Genomic DNA, 20,953 nt, shown 5'->3' with positions numbered 1-20,953 from the left:
TCGGCTTGCTTTTGCCGGGCGCATTACATATCTTCTTTGGCTGTGTGAATAGTGGAGAGATTATTGTGTTTACCAAGAGTTTACTGGACAATCTTGAGGCCCGCCTGACCGATTGGAACAGGACGGCTGAGAAGACAAGACAGAAAAAATCGAAGCCCCGTTTCTTTACCGTTTCCGGTGTCGACATCGATGAACTGTACACGCCTGACTCGGTTGTGGGTGCCAACGGTGACGGCTACTATTTCGATAAGATAGGTCTGCCCGGCGAGTATCCCTATACACGCGGTGTGCATCATACCATGTATCGCACCAGGTTGTGGACGATGCGTCAGTTTGCCGGAATGGGCACGCCCAGGCAAACTAACGAGCGGTTCAAGTATCTTCTGAAAAGCGGCGGCACCGGCCTTTCGACAGCCTTCGATCTGCCGACGCTGATGGGCTACGATTCCGATCATGTTCGCTCGCTCGGCGAAGTGGGCAAGTGTGGCGTGGCCGTCGACAGCCTGGCCGACATGGAGATACTGTTTGACGGTATCGATCTCTCGCAGGTATCCACATCGATGACGATAAACTCATCCGCCTCGATGGCTCTGGCCATGTATCTCTGTGTCGCCGAGAAGCAGGGCGTTCCGTTTGACAAAGTGCGCGGCACTCTTCAGAACGATATCCTCAAAGAGTACATCGCACAAAAGGAGTTTATCTTCCCGCCGCGTCCGTCCATTCGGTTGATTACCGACATGATGGATTACTGCTCGAAAAATGTCCCGCAGTATAATACGATTTCGATCTCCGGTTATCACATTCGAGAAGCAGGCGCCACTGCCGTGCAGGAACTGGCTTTCACGCTGGCCGACGGGTTCCAGTATGTCGAGTCGGCTGTCGAAGCCGGGCAGGATATCGATGAATTCGCGCCGAGGTTGTCGTACTTTTTCAACGCCCACTCAGATTTCTTTGAAGAAATTGCCAAGTACCGCGCCGCGCGACGCATTTACGCGCGACGGATGAAAGAAAAGTACAAAGCGAAAAACGAACGCAGTTGGCTACTCAGGTTCCATACTCAGACGGCGGGTTGTTCGTTAACGGCGCAGCAGCCTGAAAACAATATCGTGCGTGTTGCCCTGCAGGCGCTGTCCGGTGTGTTGGGCGGGACGCAGTCTTTGCACACTAATTCGATGGACGAAACGCTGGCCCTGCCCTCTGAGAAAGCGGCCAAGATCGCTCTCCGCACCCAGCAAGTCATCGCCCACGAATCCGGCGTGGCCAACACCGTCGACCCACTGGCCGGATCGTATTTTATTGAAGCGCTGACCGACAAGATGGAAGCCGAATGTGAAGCGTATTTCGACGAGATCGAACGACGCGGCGGTGTGCTCCAATGCATCGAAGAAGGTTTCTTCCAGCGCGAGTTGGCCAAATCGGCCTACGCCTACCAGCGCGAGATCGAGGAAGAACAACGCGTGATCGTCGGCGTCAACGACTATGTAGAGGAAAACGAGAAGATCGATATCCCGGTTCTGTATATCGACAAACAGGTGGAAGCCGACCAGAGAGCCTTCGTGCAAAAAGTCCGCGCCGAGCGTGACGCAGCTGCGGTTCAAGCAACGCTTGAGAAACTGCGTCAGGCTGCCAATGGCAGCGGCAACACGTTTGAGGCCATTCTGGATTGCAGCCGCGTCTATGTAACGCTGGGTGAGATGTGCGATCTGTTGCGCGAGGAGTGGGGCGAGTATGTCGAACCGGCCGCAGCCATGGTCGCGTCGTAGCAGGCGATGCCTGTCTTTCGCCCTTGGGGCGTCGTGGAATGACAAAGAATTCGGTTCACTGTAGCAAATAGAGAAATAATGCCAGACAAAATCAGAGTACTGTTAGCCAAACCGGGCCTTGACGGCCACGACCGAGGTATCAAAGTAATCGCCGCCGCCTTTCGCGATGCCGGCATGGAAGTGATCTACACCGGATTGAGACAAACGCCTCAGATGATTGTCGATGCCGCCGTGCAGGAGGATGTCGACGCTATCGGCGTGTCGATCCTTTCCGGTGCCCACATGACTTTGTTCCCGGCCATTCTGGATGAGATGAAAGCCAAGGACGCATCGGACATTTTGTTGTTCGGCGGCGGCATCATCCCGGACGACGACAAGGAGGAGTTGCAGAAACTTGGTGTGGCGCACATTTTTACGCCGGGTGCACCGACGACCGATGCGATCGCCTGGTTGCGCAAAACGATTGAGGCGAAAAAGAAGTAGCACATAAATGTGTTTTTCGCGCTGTCGGAAAACGATGAGCAAGGCTCACATGTCACCGCGTAGCGGCGGGGCTTGTCTCCGCTGTTATCTAGCCCCGTCCATGACGGAAGGGGCGACACAAGGCCGCCCCCTACGCGGGGGAGAACTAATGAATCACGACGGCCCATTATCGCGTAGCGGCGGGGCTTGTCTCCGCCAAGAATAACGGAGCATTAAAACAATGAAGTCGGTCCGACTTTCGGGATTTGATTATAGGGCTGCAAACCAAGCTTACTTTGTTACCGCGAAGTTCAAATTGCCGCTTCAGGAGACTGTATGCAGCAAGTTATTTGAAGCGCTGTTGCAGCTTATTGGAGATTCTGAGTACACCTGCGACGCACTTGTTGTAATGCCAGACCATATCCATGTACTGGTCCGGGCGGGTGACAGTGACCGTACAGCTTTGAGCGACTTGGTTTGTATACTGAAGTCCAAAAGCGTTTATCTGCTGAAGCAAGAGAATCTCATCACCGAGTCTTTTTGGCAACGAGGATACCACGAGCACGTTATCCGCGGTCCAGTGGACCTTAAGGAGAAGCTGACATATATCGTGAATAATCCAATCAGGGCAAGCTTGGTTGAAGTTGAGGAAACATATCGATATCTTTATGTTGCGGCGTTGGAGAAGGGGCGACGCAAGGCCGCCCCCTACGCGATGGAGGAAACGTGACCCGCGATTGGACCACGCCGCATAGCGGCGGGGCTAGTCTCCGCCGTTATCTCGCCTTAACACCGACAAAAGGGGCGACGCAAGGCCGCCCCCTACGCGATGGAGGAAACTTGACCCGCGATTGGACCACTCCGCGTAGCGGCGGGGCTAGTCTCCGCCGTTATCTCGCCTTAACACCGACAAAAGGGGCGACGCAAGGCCGCCCCCTACGCGATGGATACAAAGCCAAAAACGAAAACAAGAGTTACTCAATAAGAGCCATTCATGGCCGGCCGGAGGAACAATGAACAAGAACGTTGATGAACGCCAACAAGCTGTCAGGGATGAAGTCAAGGCGTTTGCCGAAAAAGAGATGTATCCCGTCTCGCGCCAACTCGACGAAATGCCGGAACCGCGAACTTTCCCCCACGAATTGTACAAAAAACTGGGTGACGCCGGGTTCATCGGATACGTCATGCCCAAAGAGTACGAAGGGCAGGGGAAATCCAGCCTTGAGTATATAACGCTGGTCGAAGAACTCTGCTACCACGATGCCGCCATCGGACTGCTGGCCGCGGTTGCCGAGTTGGCCACCCATCCGATCATCTATTATGCCAGTGACGAGCATAAGAAAAAATATGTGCCCGACTGCGCCATGGGTCGACGGATACCCTCGTTTGTTTTAACCGAGCCGAACGCCGGATCGGATGCTGCCTCGTTGACCACGGTGGCCGTCGAGACCGATGACGGTTATGTCATAAACGGCGAGAAGACATTCATCATGCACGGCGACGTGTGCGATCTGGGCGTGCTTTTTTGCAAGATCGAAGGCAAGCCCAAACTCTCAGCTTTTATCGTCGACTGCGATCAACCCGGCTGGCAGGGTCGCACCCTTGCCAACAAGATGGGCATGCGCGCCGCGACGACCGGTGGAATCATATTGAAAGACGTCAAGGTGCCCAAGGAGAACCTGTTGGGTGAAATCGGCCGGGGTTTCCGTTATGCTATGGGCACACTGGACTCCGCTCGGGTGGGTGTGGCCGCTCAGGGTGTCGGTATCGCGCAGCGCGCACTTGATGAGTCTGTCTCCTACGCCAAAAAGCGCGTGGCCTTTGGCGCACCAATTGCCAAACTGCAGGCCATCCAGTGGATGATCGCCGACATGGCGGTACGTCTGGAAGCGGCTCGTGCCCTCACCTATAAAGCGGCCCAGATGCAGGACCGTGGTGAGAAATTCTCGGTCGAGGCGGCCATGGCCAAACTGTATGCGTCGGAAGCTTCCAACTTCTGTGTCGACCGGGCCATGCAAATTCACTCAGGCTATGGATACATCGGTGAGTTCACGCAAATCGAGAAAATCTACCGCGATCAACGAGTGCTGGAAATCTACGAAGGTACCTCCGAAGTCCAACGGCTGGTAATCGCCGGTACGATCATAGGACGCTGATGAAGTTCGGTCAGTTTGAGATTCAAACGTTCGTTGAGCAGCATTTTAAGCTCGACGGCGGCGCTATGTTCGGGGTCATCCCAAAAGTAATCTGGCAACGGATGATCCCGGCCGATGAGAACAACCTGATACCGATGGTCACTAACCTTTTCGTGCTGTCGGCCCATGGCAAGAAGCTCTTGTTCGACGCCGGTCTGGGCGACACCCTTAGTGATCGAGAGAAAAAGATCTACGGCACCGACGGCGTTTCGCACATGGACAAAGGGCTTGAGTCACTCGGGCTGGCCGTTGACGAAATCGACTACGTGGTTCTGACACATCTGCACACCGACCACGCTGCCGGCGCCGTGAAGCAAACGGATGGCGCTTACGTCCCACGCTTTCCCAACGCGAAATACGTCGTCGGCCGGAAAGAGTGGAAGATGGCGTTGACGCCGGACGAACGAACATCGGCTGTCTATGTGCCGGAACGATTGACACCGCTGGAGGATGCCGGTCAGGTCGACTTTATAGACAAAGACAGGGAAATCCTCCCGGGCATCCGAGCCGTGTTTACCGGTGGCCACACCGCTGCGCATTATGCTCTGGAAATGGAGTCTGAGGGCGCATCGGTTTTTTATTATGCCGATATCTTTTGCAGTGCCGCACACATGGGCGTGGCTTATGTCCCGGCGACCGATCTCTATCCATTGGACACGATGGATGTCAAACGAAACACATTGCCGCGGATTGTCGATCAGAATGTCGTCATGGCTTTCGATCACGACGTTAACGCTCCGCTGGCCCGAGTTGTGAAAGACGGCAAACGCCTGAAAGCGTTGCCGGTCGAGCAAATCTGAACCCAAAGCGAACGGGATACACCGTGTCACTTGAGGAACAACTGAACGATCTTGAAAAACGCCGCGCCGAGGCCAAACTCGGCGGCGGGCAGAAGCGTATTGACGCTCAGCACGCCAAAGGAAAACTGACAGCGCGCGAACGGATCGAGCTGTTGGTCGATGAGAACTCGTTCGAAGAGTTCGACATGTTCGTGACCCATCGTTCGTCCGATTTCGGGCTGGCCGAGCAGAAGGTTCTGGGCGACGGCGTCGTTACCGGATGCGCCAAGATCAACGGACGGACGGCCTATATTTTCTCGCAGGATTTCACCGTTTTCGGTGGTTCGCTCTCTGAAGCCCACGCCGAGAAGATTTGCAAGATCATGAAAATGGCTATGAAAGTGGGCGCGCCGGTGATCGGACTTAACGATTCCGGCGGCGCGCGAATTCAGGAAGGCGTTGTCTCGCTGGGCGGCTACGCCGACATCTTCTTGCTCAATACGCTGGCCTCCGGTGTCGTGCCGCAGTTGTCGTTGGTGCTGGGGCCGTGTGCCGGTGGAGCCGTCTACAGCCCGGCCATTACCGACTTCGTTTTCATGACCAAAGGCACATCCTACATGTTCGTCACCGGGCCCAACGTCGTCAAAACGGTCACCCACGAACAAGTAACGTCGGAAGAGTTGGGCGGCGCTATGGTGCATGCCGAAAAATCGGGCGTGGCCCACTTCGCCTGCGAGAACGAAGCCGATGCTATCACCAGACTGAAAAAGTTGCTTCAGTATATTCCGCAAAACAACTGCGAGGACCCGCCGTTCGGTGACAACGACGATCCGCCGGATCGTGAAGATGAGACGCTTAACAAAATCGTGCCGGACAATCCGAATGTGCCATACGATATCAAGGACGTTATCAAACTGGTGGTCGATGAGGGCGCTTTCCTTGAGGTGCACCAGGAGTTCGCACAGAACATTGTGGTCGGCTTCGCGCATCTGGGCGGACGTTCGATCGGCATTGTTGCCAACCAGCCGGCGGTGCTGGCCGGGGTGCTGGATATCAACTCGTCGAACAAGGGTGCGCGGTTCATCAGGTTCTGCGACGCCTTTAACATCCCGCTGTTGACCTTCGAGGATGTGCCGGGATTCTTGCCGGGGATGGATCAGGAACATGGCGGCATTATCAAAAACGGCGCCAAGCTCTTGTATGCCTATTGTGAGGCAACCGTGCCCAAAGTGACGGTGATCACCCGCAAGGCGTATGGCGGCGCATACGACGTCATGAATTCCAAACATGTGCGCGGCGACATGAACTACGCCTGGCCGAGTGCTGAAATCGCCGTTATGGGATCAAAAGGAGCCGTCGAGATAATTTTCAGGAAGGATATCGCCGAGGCCGACGATCCCGAAGCAGAGCTACAGAAGATGACCGACGATTATCGCGAAAAGTTCGCCAATCCATACATGGCTGCGGCGCGTGGGTATGTCGACGATGTCATCGAGCCCAAGACAACACGTCCGCGCTTGATTCGCGCCTTTGAGATGCTCGAAACCAAAAAGGACACCAACCCACCCAAGAAGCATGGGAACATTCCGTTGTGAGGTGGGTGGTTCGCGTGTGGCATGGCAGCTAAGATCAAAAAGATACTCATCGCCAACCGTGGCGAAATCGCGGTTCGAATTATTCGCGGTTGCCGCGACCTCCGTATCGACGCCGTAGCCGTCTACTCCGACTGCGACAAATCCGCCTATCATGTGCGACTGGCCGACGAAGCACATCATATAGGACCTTCCCCCTCGGCCGAGAGCTATCTGGCTCAGGACAAAATCATCGATGCCGCAAAACGGGCCGGGGCCGATGCTATTCATCCGGGCTACGGCTTTCTGGCAGAGAATGCCGAGTTTGCACAGCGCTGTATCGACGAAAAGATCATCTTCATAGGACCCAAGCCGGAGACGATTACGTTGCTGGGTGACAAATTGCAGGCGCGGGCAAAAGCGCTGGAAGCGGGCCTGCCGGTCGTGCCGGGTGAAACTATCGAGGGTGACGATCTCAAGTCGTCCATCGCCAAGGCCGATGCTATAGGGTATCCGATCCTTATCAAAGCAGCCGCCGGTGGCGGCGGCAAAGGAATGCGGGTCGTTCACGAACCGGCGCAGTTTGATGACGCTCTGCAACGCGCCTCAAGCGAAGCAACATCCGCCTTTGGCGATGGACGGGTATACCTGGAGAAATACCTCGAACGCCCGCGTCATATCGAGATTCAGATACTGTGCGATCAACACGGTAATGCCATACACCTGAACGAGCGCGAGTGTTCGATACAACGCCGCCACCAGAAAGTGATCGAGGAGTCGCCCTCGCCCGTGATGACGCCCCCACTGCGTCAACGGATGGGCGCCGCTGCTGTCGACATAGCCCGCAAGACCGGTTATGTCGGCGCCGGCACGGTCGAGTTCATGGTTGCTGAGGACATGTCGTTCTATTTTCTCGAAGTAAACACGCGGCTCCAGGTGGAGCATCCGGTCACGGAGATGGTCACCGGTATCGATTTGGTCAAAGAACAGATTGCCATTGCCGAAGGGGAACCATTGCGCTATCGACAGGAGGATATCAAACTCGACGGCCACGCCATCGAGTGTCGTATCTACGCCGAAGACCCTCAACAGGGCTTCACACCCTCCACCGGCAGGCTCAACCACTATCGCATCCCGGCCGGCCCCGGCGTCCGAGTCGATTCCGGTGTCGTTATTTTCAATGAGATACCTATCTTCTATGACCCCATGATCGCCAAGCTGGTGGTATGGGGAAGCGACCGCGCCGAAGCTATCAACCGCACCCGCCGCGCTCTGCAGGAGTATCGAGTGTCGGGACTGAAAACGACTATTGGATTCCATCTGGCCGTTTTGGAAAACGACAGATTCGCCAAAGGTGAACTTTCCACCAGCTTTTTATCAGAGGAGTTCCCCGACAATAAGTACGAAATCCTGGACGACGACATATTGCGTTGCGCGGCAATTGCGGCGGCGCTGAACAAGTTTACGCACGAGCGCAAGATATCCCTCGGGCCCAAACGAACCGACAGAGAGGATACCTCCCAATGGAGCGCGGTCCATCGTCGCCAACGTCTTCGTTGGTTTGGAGGAAGCCGCTGATGCCGCGCTACCTGGTCAAAGTCGAAGGTCACGAATACGATGTCGAGGTTCAGTACCGCGCCGACGGATATGCAGTGACGGTCGACGGTTCACCGGTCAGGATATCCACGCACGAATTAAACGACACGCGGTCTGTGCTCCTGGTGGATGATCGTTCGTTTGAAGTTGACGTTCGATCCAACGGTCACGATGAAAGCCGGGTCGTTTTCATGCTTGGCGTCGAAATCGCTGCCGAGGTTGAACAGTATCATCTGGCTCAGTTGCGCAAAAGGGCCGGTATCGCCACCGAGGCGTCGGCTCAAAAGGTTCTGCGGGCGCCCATGCCGGGATTGATTCTTGAAGTGAAGATTGCCGAGGGGGCAGCCGTAGCAAAAGATGATCCGTTGATCGTAATCGAAGCGATGAAAATGGAAAACGTCCTCAAAGCGCCGGCCGACGGCACGGTGAAAACAGTCAGTGTGACCAAGGGTGCTTCGGTTGAAAAGGGTGACGTGCTCATGGAGTTTGAGTGATGGCGCCGACTAAGAAACTCAACACGTCAGGCATTGAGATACCGATTGTTGTTACACCCCCTGACAGGGCGGAAAAAGAAGCCACTTGTGGCCGCCCCGGGGAGTTTCCGTTTACGCGGGGTGTCTATCCGGACATGTACCGAGGACGGCTGTGGACGATGCGTCAGTACGCCGGGTTCGGCACCGCCAAAGAAACCAACAGACGTTTCAAATATCTGCTTCAACGAGGTCAGACCGGGTTGTCGGTTGCCTTCGACCTGGCCACACAAATCGGATATGATTCGGATCACCCCATGGCCCTGGGTGAGGTTGGTCGGACCGGTGTGGCCATAGATTCGCTTGAGGACATGGAAGCACTTTTTGACGGTATCCCTCTGGACAAAGTATCTACTTCGATGACAATCAATTCCACTGCCGTAATCCTGTTGGCCATGTACATCGTGGTGGGGAAAAAGCAGGGAGTGCCGTCCGAGAGATTGAAGGGCACTATACAGAACGATGTCCTTAAGGAATTCATTGCCCGCGGTACCTATATCCTGCCGCCGGAGCCGTCGATGCGCATAATCACCGATATATTTGCTTACGGCGGCTCGAATCTGCCGCAGTACAACACCATTTCGATCTCCGGATACCACATACGTGAGGCCGGCGCCACGGCGGCACAAGAAGTGGCCTTCACGCTGGCCAACGGTCTTGCTTATTGCAAAGCGGCACTGAAAGCGGGACTGGACATCGATAAGTTTGCACCCAAGCTGTCTTTCTTTTTTGCAGCGCACAATGATCTGTTCGAGGAAGTGGCAAAGTTTCGCGCGGCGCGAACGATCTGGGCGCGATCGATCCATGAACGCTTTGCGCCCACCAGCGAAAAATCGACACTTCTGAGGTTCCACACGCAAACCGGTGGTTCCACGCTTACCGCTCAGCAGCCGGAGAACAACATCGTTCGCACCACCTTGCAAGCCTTGGCGGCGGTGATGGGCGGTACGCAATCCTTGCACACCAACTCATACGATGAAGCGCTGAGTCTGCCGACTGAGAAGGCGGCCGAAATCGCCTTGCGCACCCAGCAGATACTTGCCTTCGAATCCGGTTGCGCCGACTCAGCCGACCCGCTGGCCGGCTCCTACTATGTGGAGTATTTGACCAGCCGGTTGGAAGGTCGCATCACGGAAATCATGGATCAGATAGACAAACAGGGCGGCGCCGTCAATTGTATCGAGAACGGATATTACTCCAGCGAAATCAGCCAGGCGGCATATAAGACACAAAGAGCTATTGAGGATAAAGAGCGAGTCGTGGTCGGTCTCAATCGCTTCATCGGGCAAGAGAGTTCGACGCCACAGGTATTGAAAGTCGACCCGCTGTTGGAACAGAATCAGAAAGAACGACTGCAGAAAATGAAAGCCGGACGTGATAACAGAAAGGTCGAGAGTTGTTTGGACAGTTTGAGACAGACCGCCGAAAGTTCCGGCAACATAGTCGGTCCTGTTATCGAGGCGGTCGAAAACTATGCTACTGTCGGTGAGATTTCCGAGCAGTTTCGAAAAGTGTGGGGTGAATATCATGCGAAGAATTAGGTCACTTACCTTGGGGGCTTTACTGTCGTTGCTGAACGGACTTATCGGCTGCGGGGGTAACGAAACCGAAGCCCCTCAGTTGGCCGAACCGGTGGTCACGACCCAGGAAGCGTCGGGATCGTTGGTGCGCATAGCCGAAGTACCAGGGGCGACCGGAGAACTAGCCGACGATTGGACCGCCATCCATGCCGTTGTTGACGAGGTCATCACGCGGCTCAGCTATGGCGACAAATCCGGGCTATGGGAAAATGAATTCAGCTACCTCCATGAGCAGGAAACGTTCGATGACTATCTCAAACGGGGCGAGGTCCAGTGGGCTAATGTCGACGGATTGGAGTATGTCGAAATAAAGGACATTCTCTTCTTCGGTAAGGACTCAGCATTGGTGGAAACAGCTTTCTATTTCAACAACATTGATGATGTGGCAGGCCAGCCGATGCCGTTGATGACCTATTATCGCCACGGTCGGTGGATCAGGCCGTATGTGGCCACGATCCAGCATCAGCTTGATTACGATGCCCTGTTGAGGCAAGCTGACGATGACGCCGGGGATGATTGGTAGGATGAACCGCGATCTGATTTCGCATATCGGCATTGCCGTGGCCGATCTGAGCAGCGCCATTCAACGATATCAACTGCTGATCGGAAAAGAACCTGACCATGTAACCGAAGTAGCCGATCAAAAGGTCACAGTAGCCATGTTCGCGGGCCAGTCTGCAGGCTCTTCGAAAATCGAACTGGTCGCTCCAACTTCGCCGGATAGCCCGGTGATGTCATTTCTGCAAAAGAAGGGTGAAGGTCTGCATCATCTATGCATCTCGGTAGATGACATCGAGGCTGCGCTGGTTCGGCTCAGATCAGCCGGGGTGAGACTAATCGACGAGACACCGCGAGTTGGAGCCCAGGGGAACAAGATCGCATTCGTACATCCGTCGGACATGCATGGCGTGCTGATCGAGTTGGAGCAGAAAGTGTAGTAACGCCGGCAGCTTTGTGTTCGGCGGGTGGCCGTCTCACCCTATTGGTCGAACGAGCTTTCGACGCAGTGTTATTATCAGAATCAGCACCAGCAGGCCGGACCCAACCAGGAAATATCGGAGCCCGTTGGATTGTTCGAAGGGACGGTCGGCCGACGGTCCGGTATACCGAAAGCCTGATTGCATTACACGAAAATCCGACTGCACGCTGCCCGGGGCGTTGGCCGACGCTTTCCCCCACAGCGTAAACAACAGCTGGTCATGGTTGGGCAGACGATAAAGGACGCCGGCCAACCGATGGCTGACCCTTGATGCCGCAGCCGTGTCGCCTGATGTGAATTCCAGAACAAACCAGACGCGGTTGTCCTCGGCGTAGCCGGTGTTGGTCAATAGTTGTGCATTGGGCAGTTCCATGACAACGTCGCTGATAATATCATCGACAGCCCGGCGCAGTTGGGCGCCGTCGGCGATTGCATCATCCTGTGGCAACTCATTTCGATAAACCTGGAATTCTGCGGTGAGATCTTCGTTGACCAGGTCGATGGGGAAGCCGACTTCGTCGCCACCGACAAGCCAACTGGCCGGCAAAGGTAGCTCCACCTGATCGGCCGGACGGATCAACCTATCGGCCAACACATTGGTTGAGAGCAAGAGCAAAAGGATACTACGCCACATGCAGATCATTGGTATTCTATCGACCTGTTTTCGCTCTTTCACAACGATAGCGATTGTCTCAGCCAACAACCTGGCTTATCTCAGATCGGGGAAATTGTTCTCAAGGCAATCGGTCAGCGTTTTGACCCGAGACTTAAGATACTTCTCTCTGGGAATACTCGGACGGTAGACAAAACTGCGCCCGATCCGTTCTTTCATCAAGAGCTGTTTCTCAGCCAGGCGGCTCAATATCGTCATAACCGTGGTGTACGCTCGTTTGTTGGTTTCACCGAGGTGGAAGAGCGCCTGTTTGACGGTTAAGCTATCCTGCGCCCAGGCTATTTCCATCAGTCGCGCTTCGGTCGGTCCCATGAAAACGGCCAACCCCTCTGCGGTGGGATTAAAGTAGAACGGTTTCGACATCAGTGCGTGGGGGGGCGCTTGTGTTTGAAAATCATCGAGACTCCAATTGCTACAATAACCGTCGGCCAGAAATAATCCCACCAATCACCGTAGATAACACCTATCTGATCCAGAAACATGAGAATCCCCATGACAATCAGCAAGACACCAAAGAACATCAAACACCTCCGTGCGTTACTTTGAGCAAGGATACCCGACGCCGCATGCGAAGCCAACAAAAAACAGTTTTGTAGGGCAGGTCTCTCTTCTCCTGGAGACCTGCCATTCCACGACCTGTGCGTGGTGTACGTCCTCGTGCGCCACGTTCATGTCACCCCGAGCGCAGTCGAGGCGTGAACGCCGTCGAAGCAGGGGCAGACCAACAGGCCCTTCTAAGGGGGGCGTCTGCCGCCCACAGAAATGAGATTGCCACGGCATCCCGCGCGGCGCGGGATACCTCGCAATGACGGCTCCGTGGGTTTATCAACAGCAGTCTTGTAGGTCAGGACCCCTTGGCGGTCCTGACACGGTCAAGCCGTGTTTCTCAAGTCACCCTGAGCGCAGTCGAAGGGTGAACGCAGTCGAAGCCCTGGGCCAGACGGAGGCGTCTGCCGCCCACGAATATCGGCAGAACCAGAATCGGTTCGGCCCTACGGGTCAATGACTCATACCTCGACTGCGCTCGGCATGACATCGGTATGCGCGAAGCGCAAGAAAGCGATTTATCGCCGCGGAGCGCAAGAAAGCGATTTATCGCCGCGAGGCGCAAGAAAGCGATTTATCGCCAAAAAAAATATGGTGCATTCGACGCTCTGGTTTCGTTATAATATACAACCATGTCGAAGGAGCACAATATGAGTCACGAGATTGAGATCAAGCTCAACCTCGGATCGTTCACCAACTACCTCAAACTGATGGGTTTTTTGGGTCAGACCGAAAAGGAAGAACGGCATCTCAACGCATTTTTCGACACCGAAGACCGCCAACTGTCAAAAGCCGGCTGGGCTCTCAGGGTTCGCGCGGAAAACCATCGCGGATTGATCACCATCAAAAGTATCGCCAAAGAGTCCGGAAGCGCTTTCATACGGCAGGAGGTCGAGTCCGAAATCACCCGCTCCAAAGCAATGGACATTCTGGCCTTACAATCTGACGTGATGGACCAACCGGTGCTGCCGATTGAATACCTGGTTGAAAAAGTCGGCCGGCTTGAGGTCATGACTTTGGTTAAGTTCGAGAACTTAAGGCAGAAGAAGTTTTTCAAAATCGCCGACTTCAATTACCTGCTGGAAATCGACAAAACAGAATTCGGTGATGGCTCGGTAGACTACGAACTCGAAGTGGAACTGCCCGATGTCAGCCGGGTGGACACAGTCGATGACAACCTGCGTCGCATCTTTTCATCGTTGGCCATCCCTTACGAAGTCCAGTCTGAAAGCAAGTTCGCCCGGGCTCTCAAGCGCGCCAGGGTTTTTTAGCACGCCTGTGCCTGGTATACGTCCTCGTGCCCGGCGTTACACCGCGTAGGGGGCGGCCTTGTGTCGCCCACATCATGGCAAAACAAAGGCCGGCGGGCAGCCGGCCTTCAGCAATATATGAAAATGGTATCCAATACCTGTTATCCGTCGCCTTTGTCGTCGGTAGCCGCCGGATCATCATCGGTGTCGTCGAAATCGTAGAGGTCGGCATCATCATCGGTGGTGCCTTCCGACTTGAACTTGTCTTTCAGTTTGGAGATTTTCTTGGCAATGTTGGGGATAGCATCTATGATCGTATCCCACTTCCCTTTTCCGGCCGGCAACAGGCTGACTCCGGACTCGTCCATTATAATGAAAGCAGCAGGCTCAATGCGTGCCCCGCCACCGCCACCACCGCCAAATCCGGAGCGCTTTTGATCGTCTCCCTGGCCGCCACCGGCGCCGAAACCGAATGAGATTTTCACAATCGGGATCACCGTCTTGTCACCGACCGTAACAGCATCACCGATTATCGTCTCTGAGCGCGCGACTTCTTTGAGTTCGCCGACAACGCCTTTGAGAATTTCAACTACGTTGTTGTCTGCCATCCTGGCCTCCTCTCTTCTTTCCTATCGCCAATTTCACAATTCGTCTTAACGGCAACTGATAAATCAACTTGAGCGTACAAAACACCATTCGATATACGGGCAGGGCTACACAGACCCGCGCCTGTCCGGCAAACGATGGTCCGGTCCAGTCCGGCCTGTATTGTATCCGTCCCATCACCGTCGGCGCGGCGGCCAACGCTGCCTGGTAGTATCCAAAAACCTGGCCGGTCAGGTCGACCGCCTCGAATCCGGCTTGGATCTCAGCTTCCAACTCTTCCACGATTATCGACTTCAGGAGTCCGATCGAGTACCGCCACATAGCGCCGCTTATTGCTGGAACGGCGGCGAGTATCTCACGGATGGAACGAACACGCCCGGCCTTTTTGCGCTTTGATTTCTTCTTTACGTCGGATACGGTTTCGGTTTCTTCCGAGTCGTCGCTATCTTTCATCGGTGATGACCAGATCGTGAAGCCGAACAGCTTGATACTCTGCACCCGACGCACAAAATCGAACTGAGGCCCGCTTCGTCCCAAGCCCACGAAGAGCCGCCGCCGCCCGTTGCCCAACTCAAAGCGAATGCGCAGTCTGAGCAACAGTATCGCTGCCATCAGCAAGGCAATTATAATGATGGTTCCGGTCACATACATTTTATCGGCTCGTTTGGTGGGACATAACAGTGCGCACTCTCTAATTCAATATACGGCTGGGAATCGGTCGGGGGTACGAATTTCTGAAAGTAAGTGAATTTTCGCATTACAGTGAGGTACATATAATGTGAGAGCGGATTCGACGACAACTGAGATCAACCCACTTCCCCTGCTAGTGAATCACACGCGACGCTCGCCTTGAGATCGAACGATGTTGGCCCCATTGGGACCAAATCCGGCTAAGGATAAGGATGCGAAGAAACCGGGACAAAAGCGCTCGCCGGTGGATAGTGGGATTGTAGGCCAGTGTCAATATGACGTTGGCCGGTTGAGAAAGAACACAGCGACAAATCTGTCGTAGGAAGCCGAGGAAAGAATGGAACTCTCTAAACACCATGGTACGCTAGCGCGATCGCAGGAAGGCCCGGTGAATCGCATGGCACGTCACAAAGCGGTTGTATTACTTGTCGTTTCAGTATTAGCGCTGACGTTTTTTGTCGTCTGTGACCGGCATGTCGTGGAACAAGACCCTGAAAAAGCCGATGTCACAGAACAGGATTGCGACCTGGGGACACACGAATCTGAAACAACATTTGACGACAGTATTCACATCACCCTCCCTGAGGAGAGCGAGATCAATACGGCAGCGGGATCAGAGGTCGATGGTGAAGATTTGCAGTCAGCGTTAAGCACACATACTGCGAATTTGAAGCTGGCATGTGATAAGAGCGAGTACGAAACAGGTCTTGCCCGCTTCTCAGACGCGCTTGACTGCATAACTCAAATAGCCCCGGTGGATCGTGATACCAAGAAAGAGTTAATGATGTGGGGGTATTTCACAGAGATGGCCGTCAAGCGTGTAGGGTTCGAGGACGCTCCAGCCTATGTCCAGCAGAAGGCAAGCGAGTTTGCGCCAAGTATCATTTGTCCCATGGAGCACATTCGATCGGTTTCGAGTAGACTCGATGAAATCTACGATCCTGCTGACACAATTGATACCCCGCCACCTTCGCTCAACTCAGATTCTGTCTTCGCCGGGCGCTTCGTCCCAGTGGAACCCGGACATACCCGATTGGACATGTTTTTTTGGTCGGAACACTATGCCAATAGAGTCCTGAACGTATATTCCGAAAATGCAATACCGGGTTCGAAGGTTGTTATGTGCTTCTTGGCTTACCAACTCCCTGAAAGTGCTTGTTATGATAATATGGAGGTGGTGTGGCTTATACGCGGCCACAAGAGAGGAGTACAAGGATACTTGAGCTCTGATAGTGGCGTCCAAATCAAAAGGGCTTTGGATTGCCTGAACAACAACGATCTTGAGGGTGCAAAAGGAGCCATCGACCAGTGGCAGCCAACCACGGGGATAGGCCGGGCTCACCGTTTTTATCTGATAGCCTTGGTCCACGCCAAGTATGACAATTTCCAGTATGCCAAACTGGCCTTGAGATACGCCTACCGTCTACTCCCCCAGATTCCGCCTCCTCCGTATTTCCGATCACTTCGAGCGTGGGTCGACCGATACTTGTCCGAATTCTATGATGCCGGATCGCTCAGAGCGGATATTGCCGATGGCTTCTCATGGTGGATCGTTGACTACCCCCCCTACAACCCCAGCACGTCCCACATTAATGCCGGCGGGACGGAGCCCTCGGCCAAAAGTGCATCGTGGAAAGCGCGCAGGTCAAAGGCTTCGCCGTCGCGGGCCATAGCTGCCTCACGCAGCTTCATAATCTCGCGCTTTCCCATTAAATAGGACATTTGATAGGTCGGTGACAAAGTGTAGCGCCTGATCTCACGCCGCACGAATTGCTTCTCCGACTCGCTGGTGATCCGGAGGGCGTCACAGGCCCAGTCGACACATTCATTATAGCCCAACTGGCCGGTATGCAGCATTACATCGGCCACGATTCGCATGGCTCGAAAACGTATACCGCCCAGCACGCCCAGCCATTGCACCGGGTGTTCCTCGCCGAACAAACCGTGGCGGTACACCGCTTCCTCAGAATACAAGGCCCAGCCTTCGATCATCATAATGCTGGAGGCCCAGCGGCGCACCGGGTCGGGATGCCGACCGGCCAATTGCATTTGCAGATGGTGTCCCGGGTAGGCTTCGTGCACGATGGAGCCCCGGAACCCACGCCGATGCGAAAACCGAAAGCGTGCTTCAAGTTGGCGTCTATCCAAATCCTCGGGGACCGGACGAACGTAGAAGATACCCTGTTGGATACTGTCAAACGGTCCGGCCGGTTGGTAGGCGATACTCGTGATCATGGAACGTAAAAACGAAGGCGTCTCGACGATCTTCACCGGCGCGATGTCGTCCGGCACGGTGATAAAGCCGCTTTCTTCCAGAAACAGCCGCACCTGCTGAGTCTCCCACGAGTAGTATGCCAAAATGTCATCGCGAGAAAAACTCGGCGGCACATAGACCGAATCGGAACCGTTCTGATGGTTTTCTTCAATGTGGGTCTCATACGCCTGGTAAGCCGAGTCGGCTTCAGCCAGTAGCCTGTTGCCGATCCGGAGAAGTGAGTCCGAATCTATGTCGAGAAAGTACTCGTGGGATAGTTTGTAATCGAAGTTCTTTTGGCCGATCGCAAAGGCCGTAGAATCACCGGGTTGAAGCTCCGAGAGCCAGGCGGCAAAGTCGGTCATGGCCTCACGCGCGGCGGTGGCAACCTTCAGTATCTGATCGGCATGGTCCGGGAAACGGTTCATCAATTCCCCGGCCACATTACGATAAAAGACCTGCCCGGATTCAAGTGACTCCTGTGCCGCTTCCAAGTAGATCGATGGTGGTTTCTTCAGGTTCTTCTTGGCCGTCGCAAACATCCCCGGAACCGCTTTCATGCGAGCCATCATAGCCACCCGTTTTTCATTCAGGGGGGCGTGTGATGAAATAGTAAGCAGGTACAGCCCCTGGATTGCTTCATCAACATATAGTTGCGGCGACTTTTGATGCCAGCGGATTCTCTCAAGGTCCAGTAGGGCAATATCAACATACGATTTGACCAGGTGGTAGTTTATGCGCTGGTAGTCTTCGAGGTCGGCGCCCTTGTACTTGTAAAGACTCTTCTCAAACCCCTTCAGCTTCTTGATCATACTTTTGACGGACTTCGATGAATAGTCGGCCAGATGAAAGTCATGAGCATGGATACCCATCTCGGTAGCGCGCACCGGATAGAAAGTCTGCAGTGATTCAAGAACCTCCAGGCAGATATCCTGAAAAGTCCGACTCTTCTTGGCCGCGGCAGGCCCCCCGGGCAATCCGGTGAGAAATGTGATCAAAACGAAGCTGACTACGATTCTGCGAAGCATCTTTTCTCCTTCATATAGAGGTCGGCAAAAGCGCCGTACCAAAACAGTCCCGTCTTACTTACGGAAAAAGCGACCCACCAGTTCAATATGCATTGTGTGTGGAAACATATCGACCGGCCTTACCATGGGAAGGTCATAACCGGCCACACAAAGCAGCTTGGCATCGCGGGCGAAAGTTGCCGGGTTGCATGAGATGTACAACAGTTTTTCCGGTTGCATTTCGATTATTCGCTTAACAGCCTTAGGATGCAGACCGGCCCGCGGTGGGTCGACGATAACGGTTGGACGACCCAGTTGCTCCGGTGGTGTCTCTTTTAGAAAATCGCGCACATGGCCGCAGAAAAAGCTGATATTGTCGATTTCGTTAAGCGCGGCGTTCCGGCTGGCTGCTTCCACGGCGTCCTGGACAAGTTCCACTCCGAGCACTTCGGCCACTTTGTCGGCCAGTAGAATACCTATTGTCCCGGCGCCACAAAACAAGTCCAGCACGCGCTCGTCCGGTTGCGGCTCAAGCATCTCGAAGGCCACGTTGTAAAGTTTCTCAGCCTGCAGCGAGTTGGTCTGGAAGAACGAATTGGCGCGAATCACAAAACGACGGCCGGAAAGTTCCTCTTCGATATAACCCGGTCCGGAAAGTATTTCTTCTGTTTCACCGACGGCAACGTTCGAGACTTTACCGGTGCGATTGTGCACAATCGTAGTGATCTGAGGCACGGCGGCCGTCAATTCGGACACCAGTTTGTCGACATCCGGGAAGTCTCCCTGGTTGGTAACCAGGTTTACCATTAATTGATCGGTGCGGGCGGTCTGGCGGATGACCAAAAAACGCAGGTATCCTTCATGTGTCTTTACGTTGTAGGCGGGAATACCGTTGTCCACCGAGAAACTCCGCAGGCAAGCCACAACCTGATTGGACAACTCCGATTGCAGATAGCATTCAAAGAGATCGAAAATCCGATCAAACCTGCCCCGTTCATGCAAACCAAGACGGAGCGAATCATCATCGTCGACATGAAACGAAAACTCCATCTTGTTACGATAGTAGAACGGTTCGGCCACACCAACCAGCGGTTCCACTTTGATATCCTCAAAGCCGCCCAACCGCTTCAGACAATCCACCACTTGTTTGTGTTTGAACAACAGTTGCTGTTCGTAATCAAGGTCCTGCCAGGTGCATCCGCCACATTGGCCGAAATGAGAGCAGCGGGCATCCTTGCGGTATTCCGATTTTTCGATAATACGATGGACCAGTGCCTGGTCGTAGCGTCGTCGTGATTGAACAATCTCGGCCTCGACCGTCTCGCCGGGCAGGCCACCCTTGAGAAAAACGACTTTCCCGTCGAGATGCGCTACCGACTTGCCGTCGAAGGCCAGGTCGACGATCTTAAGTTTGACCAGTTTATCCGACGCGGTCATGTTATCGACTGCTCCTGGTTGTTGCAGCTGGGATCGTCGGTTTCACAACGGATTTTTTCGATCTGAATCGTAGCGTGGCCAATGGTATACTTTTCATGCAGCATCCGATTGATCGCCCCGATGACTTCCGGGCCGTCCTGAAAATCGGATTCATCGATACAGACGTGGCAAGACAGTGCCACCTCTTTCGATGAGAGCGACCAAATGTGCAGATGGTGGCAATCCTGAACATGGTCGACCCGTTTGATTGTATCGAGCACGGCGTCGAAATCTATGCCTTCCGGCGCCGCCTCCAGAAAGATCAGCATCGCCTCTTTGATTACCAGATAGGATGAATAGACGATAGCCAGGGCGATCAGGCAGGACAAAATGATGTCGATTATCATCCAGCCGGTGAGCAGGATCACGATGCCGCCGATAATCACGCCCACCGACGATACGGCATCGTAGGCCATGTGCAAGAAAGCTGTTTTCATGTTCAGCGACTTGCCCTTCTCGCTATGCAGCAACCAAACCGAGACAATATTGCCGATCAGCCCGATTATGGCCACTGACAGAAACAACCAGGGGTGAGTGATCGGTTGCGGGTCGATCATTCGCAGGTAGGCTTCGCGGATAATGAAAACGGCAATCACCACCAACGCCACCGCCGAGAGCATAGCGGTCATCACTTCAATCCGCTTGTAGCCATAAGTTGAGCGCTTGGTGGCTGGCATAGCCGAGCCTTTCACACCCAGCCAGGCTAAGATCAGGGCGGCTACATCGGAGAGGTTGTGAACGGCATCGGCCAAAAGAGCCAGGTAACCGGAGACAATACCACCCACAAACTCGGCGATGGTGATACCGAGATTGAACAGAATGGTCCAGAACAGTTTGGAACCGGAGACGTGGCTGTGGTCGTGATGCTCGTTCATACTTATTTCTTACGTTTCCAGCGCCTAAGATACCGGCAAAATCTAATGGCGCAACCTATTATCATGATAGTAACAATCCGGGTTCGGACCGGTTGCAGATTAGCGATAGAAAGGCTCAGGT

At 54.3% G+C, this 20,953-nt stretch carries 20 protein-coding genes; 12 read left to right on the top strand and 8 right to left on the bottom strand.

Annotation, left to right across the window (positions count from 1 at the left end):
- Positions 1-104: 104 nt before the first annotated feature.
- From OEV49_16030 to mce, 11 genes are all read left to right on the top strand, one after another.
- Positions 105-1,763 carry a methylmalonyl-CoA mutase family protein gene (locus OEV49_16030; GenBank protein ID MDH3892575.1) on the top strand — a complete coding sequence of 553 codons (1,659 nt, stop codon included), beginning with the start codon at positions 105-107 and terminating at the stop codon, positions 1,761-1,763.
- Between the two features lie 78 nt (positions 1,764-1,841).
- Complete coding sequence (locus tag OEV49_16025; GenBank protein ID MDH3892574.1) at positions 1,842-2,246, top strand: cobalamin B12-binding domain-containing protein; 405 nt, start codon at positions 1,842-1,844, stop codon at positions 2,244-2,246.
- Between the two features lie 220 nt (positions 2,247-2,466).
- Positions 2,467-2,955 carry a transposase gene (locus OEV49_16020; protein MDH3892573.1) on the top strand — a complete coding sequence of 163 codons (489 nt, stop codon included), beginning with the start codon at positions 2,467-2,469 and terminating at the stop codon, positions 2,953-2,955.
- 283 nt (positions 2,956-3,238) lie between these two features.
- On the top strand, positions 3,239-4,381 hold the full coding sequence (locus tag OEV49_16015) for an acyl-CoA dehydrogenase family protein (protein ID MDH3892572.1): 1,143 nt from the start codon (positions 3,239-3,241) through the stop codon (positions 4,379-4,381).
- A complete protein-coding gene (locus tag OEV49_16010) occupies positions 4,381-5,220 on the top strand; it encodes an MBL fold metallo-hydrolase (protein MDH3892571.1) in 840 nt (279 codons plus the stop codon). Before OEV49_16015 ends, OEV49_16010 begins: the two co-directional genes overlap by 1 nt.
- Before the next feature lie 23 nt (positions 5,221-5,243).
- Positions 5,244-6,794: an acyl-CoA carboxylase subunit beta gene (locus OEV49_16005; GenBank protein ID MDH3892570.1), complete on the top strand. Its 1,551-nt coding sequence runs from the start codon at positions 5,244-5,246 to the stop codon at positions 6,792-6,794.
- A gap of 21 nt (positions 6,795-6,815) precedes the next feature.
- Complete coding sequence (gene accC, locus OEV49_16000) at positions 6,816-8,348, top strand: acetyl-CoA carboxylase biotin carboxylase subunit (protein ID MDH3892569.1); 1,533 nt, start codon at positions 6,816-6,818, stop codon at positions 8,346-8,348.
- Entirely contained in the window at positions 8,348-8,860 is a 513-nt protein-coding gene (locus OEV49_15995; protein ID MDH3892568.1) for a biotin/lipoyl-binding protein, read from the top strand. Before accC ends, OEV49_15995 begins: the two co-directional genes overlap by 1 nt.
- Positions 8,860-10,437, top strand: a complete 1,578-nt coding sequence (locus OEV49_15990) for a methylmalonyl-CoA mutase family protein (protein ID MDH3892567.1) — start codon at positions 8,860-8,862, stop codon at positions 10,435-10,437. Before OEV49_15995 ends, OEV49_15990 begins: the two co-directional genes overlap by 1 nt.
- Entirely contained in the window at positions 10,424-10,999 is a 576-nt protein-coding gene (locus OEV49_15985) for a hypothetical protein (GenBank protein ID MDH3892566.1), read from the top strand. The genes OEV49_15990 and OEV49_15985 overlap by 14 nt, the downstream gene beginning before the upstream one ends.
- A 1-nt stretch (position 11,000) precedes the next feature.
- Complete coding sequence (mce, locus tag OEV49_15980) at positions 11,001-11,414, top strand: methylmalonyl-CoA epimerase (GenBank protein MDH3892565.1); 414 nt, start codon at positions 11,001-11,003, stop codon at positions 11,412-11,414.
- A gap of 36 nt (positions 11,415-11,450) precedes the next feature.
- Here the strand turns inward: mce and OEV49_15975 are convergent, their stop codons facing one another.
- The 3 genes from OEV49_15975 to OEV49_15965 are packed head-to-tail and all read right to left on the bottom strand — an operon-like array spanning position 11,451 to position 12,649.
- The gene (locus OEV49_15975; protein MDH3892564.1) at positions 11,451-12,155 is read right to left on the bottom strand and encodes a hypothetical protein; all 705 of its coding nucleotides are present in this window, start codon (positions 12,153-12,155) and stop codon (positions 11,451-11,453) included.
- 9 nt (positions 12,156-12,164) lie between these two features.
- Complete coding sequence (locus OEV49_15970; protein MDH3892563.1) at positions 12,165-12,491, bottom strand: BlaI/MecI/CopY family transcriptional regulator; 327 nt, start codon at positions 12,489-12,491, stop codon at positions 12,165-12,167.
- Positions 12,491-12,649, bottom strand: a complete 159-nt coding sequence (locus tag OEV49_15965) for a DUF5668 domain-containing protein (GenBank protein MDH3892562.1) — start codon at positions 12,647-12,649, stop codon at positions 12,491-12,493. The genes OEV49_15970 and OEV49_15965 overlap by 1 nt, the downstream gene beginning before the upstream one ends.
- A 675-nt stretch (positions 12,650-13,324) precedes the next feature.
- Here OEV49_15965 and OEV49_15960 point away from each other — a divergent pair.
- The gene (locus OEV49_15960) at positions 13,325-13,945 is read left to right on the top strand and encodes a CYTH domain-containing protein (protein ID MDH3892561.1); all 621 of its coding nucleotides are present in this window, start codon (positions 13,325-13,327) and stop codon (positions 13,943-13,945) included.
- 140 nt (positions 13,946-14,085) lie between these two features.
- Here the strand turns inward: OEV49_15960 and OEV49_15955 are convergent, their stop codons facing one another.
- The 5 genes from OEV49_15955 to OEV49_15935 form a co-directional block, all read right to left on the bottom strand.
- Positions 14,086-14,532 carry a spore germination protein GerW family protein gene (locus tag OEV49_15955; GenBank protein ID MDH3892560.1) on the bottom strand — a complete coding sequence of 149 codons (447 nt, stop codon included), beginning with the start codon at positions 14,530-14,532 and terminating at the stop codon, positions 14,086-14,088.
- Complete coding sequence (locus OEV49_15950) at positions 14,510-15,181, bottom strand: hypothetical protein (protein ID MDH3892559.1); 672 nt, start codon at positions 15,179-15,181, stop codon at positions 14,510-14,512. The genes OEV49_15955 and OEV49_15950 overlap by 23 nt, the downstream gene beginning before the upstream one ends.
- 1,605 nt (positions 15,182-16,786) lie before the next feature.
- Positions 16,787-18,502 (bottom strand): DUF885 domain-containing protein, encoded by a 1,716-nt coding sequence (locus OEV49_15945; protein MDH3892558.1) that lies wholly within the window; start codon positions 18,500-18,502, stop codon positions 16,787-16,789.
- 54 nt (positions 18,503-18,556) lie between these two features.
- Entirely contained in the window at positions 18,557-19,918 is a 1,362-nt protein-coding gene (gene rlmD, locus OEV49_15940) for a 23S rRNA (uracil(1939)-C(5))-methyltransferase RlmD (protein ID MDH3892557.1), read from the bottom strand.
- The gene (locus tag OEV49_15935) at positions 19,915-20,832 is read right to left on the bottom strand and encodes a cation diffusion facilitator family transporter (protein MDH3892556.1); all 918 of its coding nucleotides are present in this window, start codon (positions 20,830-20,832) and stop codon (positions 19,915-19,917) included. The genes rlmD and OEV49_15935 overlap by 4 nt, the downstream gene beginning before the upstream one ends.
- Positions 20,833-20,953: the final 121 nt, after the last annotated feature.

This window comes from Candidatus Zixiibacteriota bacterium (assembly GCA_029860345.1).
In the GTDB taxonomy this organism is placed as follows: Bacteria; Zixibacteria; MSB-5A5; order GN15; family FEB-12; genus JAJRTA01.
This window is presented reverse-complemented; position numbering and strand designations above follow the sequence as displayed.

Bases quoted from the DNA above. Each gene is read 5' to 3' on its own strand.
- OEV49_16025 (MDH3892574.1), top strand. From the start codon at position 1,842: ATGCCAGACAAAATCAGAGTACTGTTAGCCAAACCGGGCCTTGACGGC.
- OEV49_16020 (MDH3892573.1), top strand. From the start codon at position 2,467: ATGAAGTCGGTCCGACTTTCGGGATTTGATTATAGGGCTGCAAACCAA.
- OEV49_16015 (MDH3892572.1), top strand. From the start codon at position 3,239: ATGAACAAGAACGTTGATGAACGCCAACAAGCTGTCAGGGATGAAGTC.
- OEV49_16010 (MDH3892571.1), top strand. From the start codon at position 4,381: ATGAAGTTCGGTCAGTTTGAGATTCAAACGTTCGTTGAGCAGCATTTT.
- accC (MDH3892569.1), top strand. From the start codon at position 6,816: ATGGCAGCTAAGATCAAAAAGATACTCATCGCCAACCGTGGCGAAATC.
- OEV49_15995 (MDH3892568.1), top strand. From the start codon at position 8,348: ATGCCGCGCTACCTGGTCAAAGTCGAAGGTCACGAATACGATGTCGAG.
- OEV49_15990 (MDH3892567.1), top strand. From the start codon at position 8,860: ATGGCGCCGACTAAGAAACTCAACACGTCAGGCATTGAGATACCGATT.
- OEV49_15985 (MDH3892566.1), top strand. From the start codon at position 10,424: ATGCGAAGAATTAGGTCACTTACCTTGGGGGCTTTACTGTCGTTGCTG.
- mce (MDH3892565.1), top strand. From the start codon at position 11,001: ATGAACCGCGATCTGATTTCGCATATCGGCATTGCCGTGGCCGATCTG.
- OEV49_15970 (MDH3892563.1), bottom strand. From the start codon at position 12,491: ATGTCGAAACCGTTCTACTTTAATCCCACCGCAGAGGGGTTGGCCGTT.
- OEV49_15965 (MDH3892562.1), bottom strand. From the start codon at position 12,649: ATGTTCTTTGGTGTCTTGCTGATTGTCATGGGGATTCTCATGTTTCTG.
- OEV49_15960 (MDH3892561.1), top strand. From the start codon at position 13,325: ATGAGTCACGAGATTGAGATCAAGCTCAACCTCGGATCGTTCACCAAC.
- OEV49_15955 (MDH3892560.1), bottom strand. From the start codon at position 14,532: ATGGCAGACAACAACGTAGTTGAAATTCTCAAAGGCGTTGTCGGCGAA.
- OEV49_15950 (MDH3892559.1), bottom strand. From the start codon at position 15,181: ATGTATGTGACCGGAACCATCATTATAATTGCCTTGCTGATGGCAGCG.
- OEV49_15945 (MDH3892558.1), bottom strand. From the start codon at position 18,502: ATGCTTCGCAGAATCGTAGTCAGCTTCGTTTTGATCACATTTCTCACC.
- rlmD (MDH3892557.1), bottom strand. From the start codon at position 19,918: ATGACCGCGTCGGATAAACTGGTCAAACTTAAGATCGTCGACCTGGCC.
- OEV49_15935 (MDH3892556.1), bottom strand. From the start codon at position 20,832: ATGAACGAGCATCACGACCACAGCCACGTCTCCGGTTCCAAACTGTTC.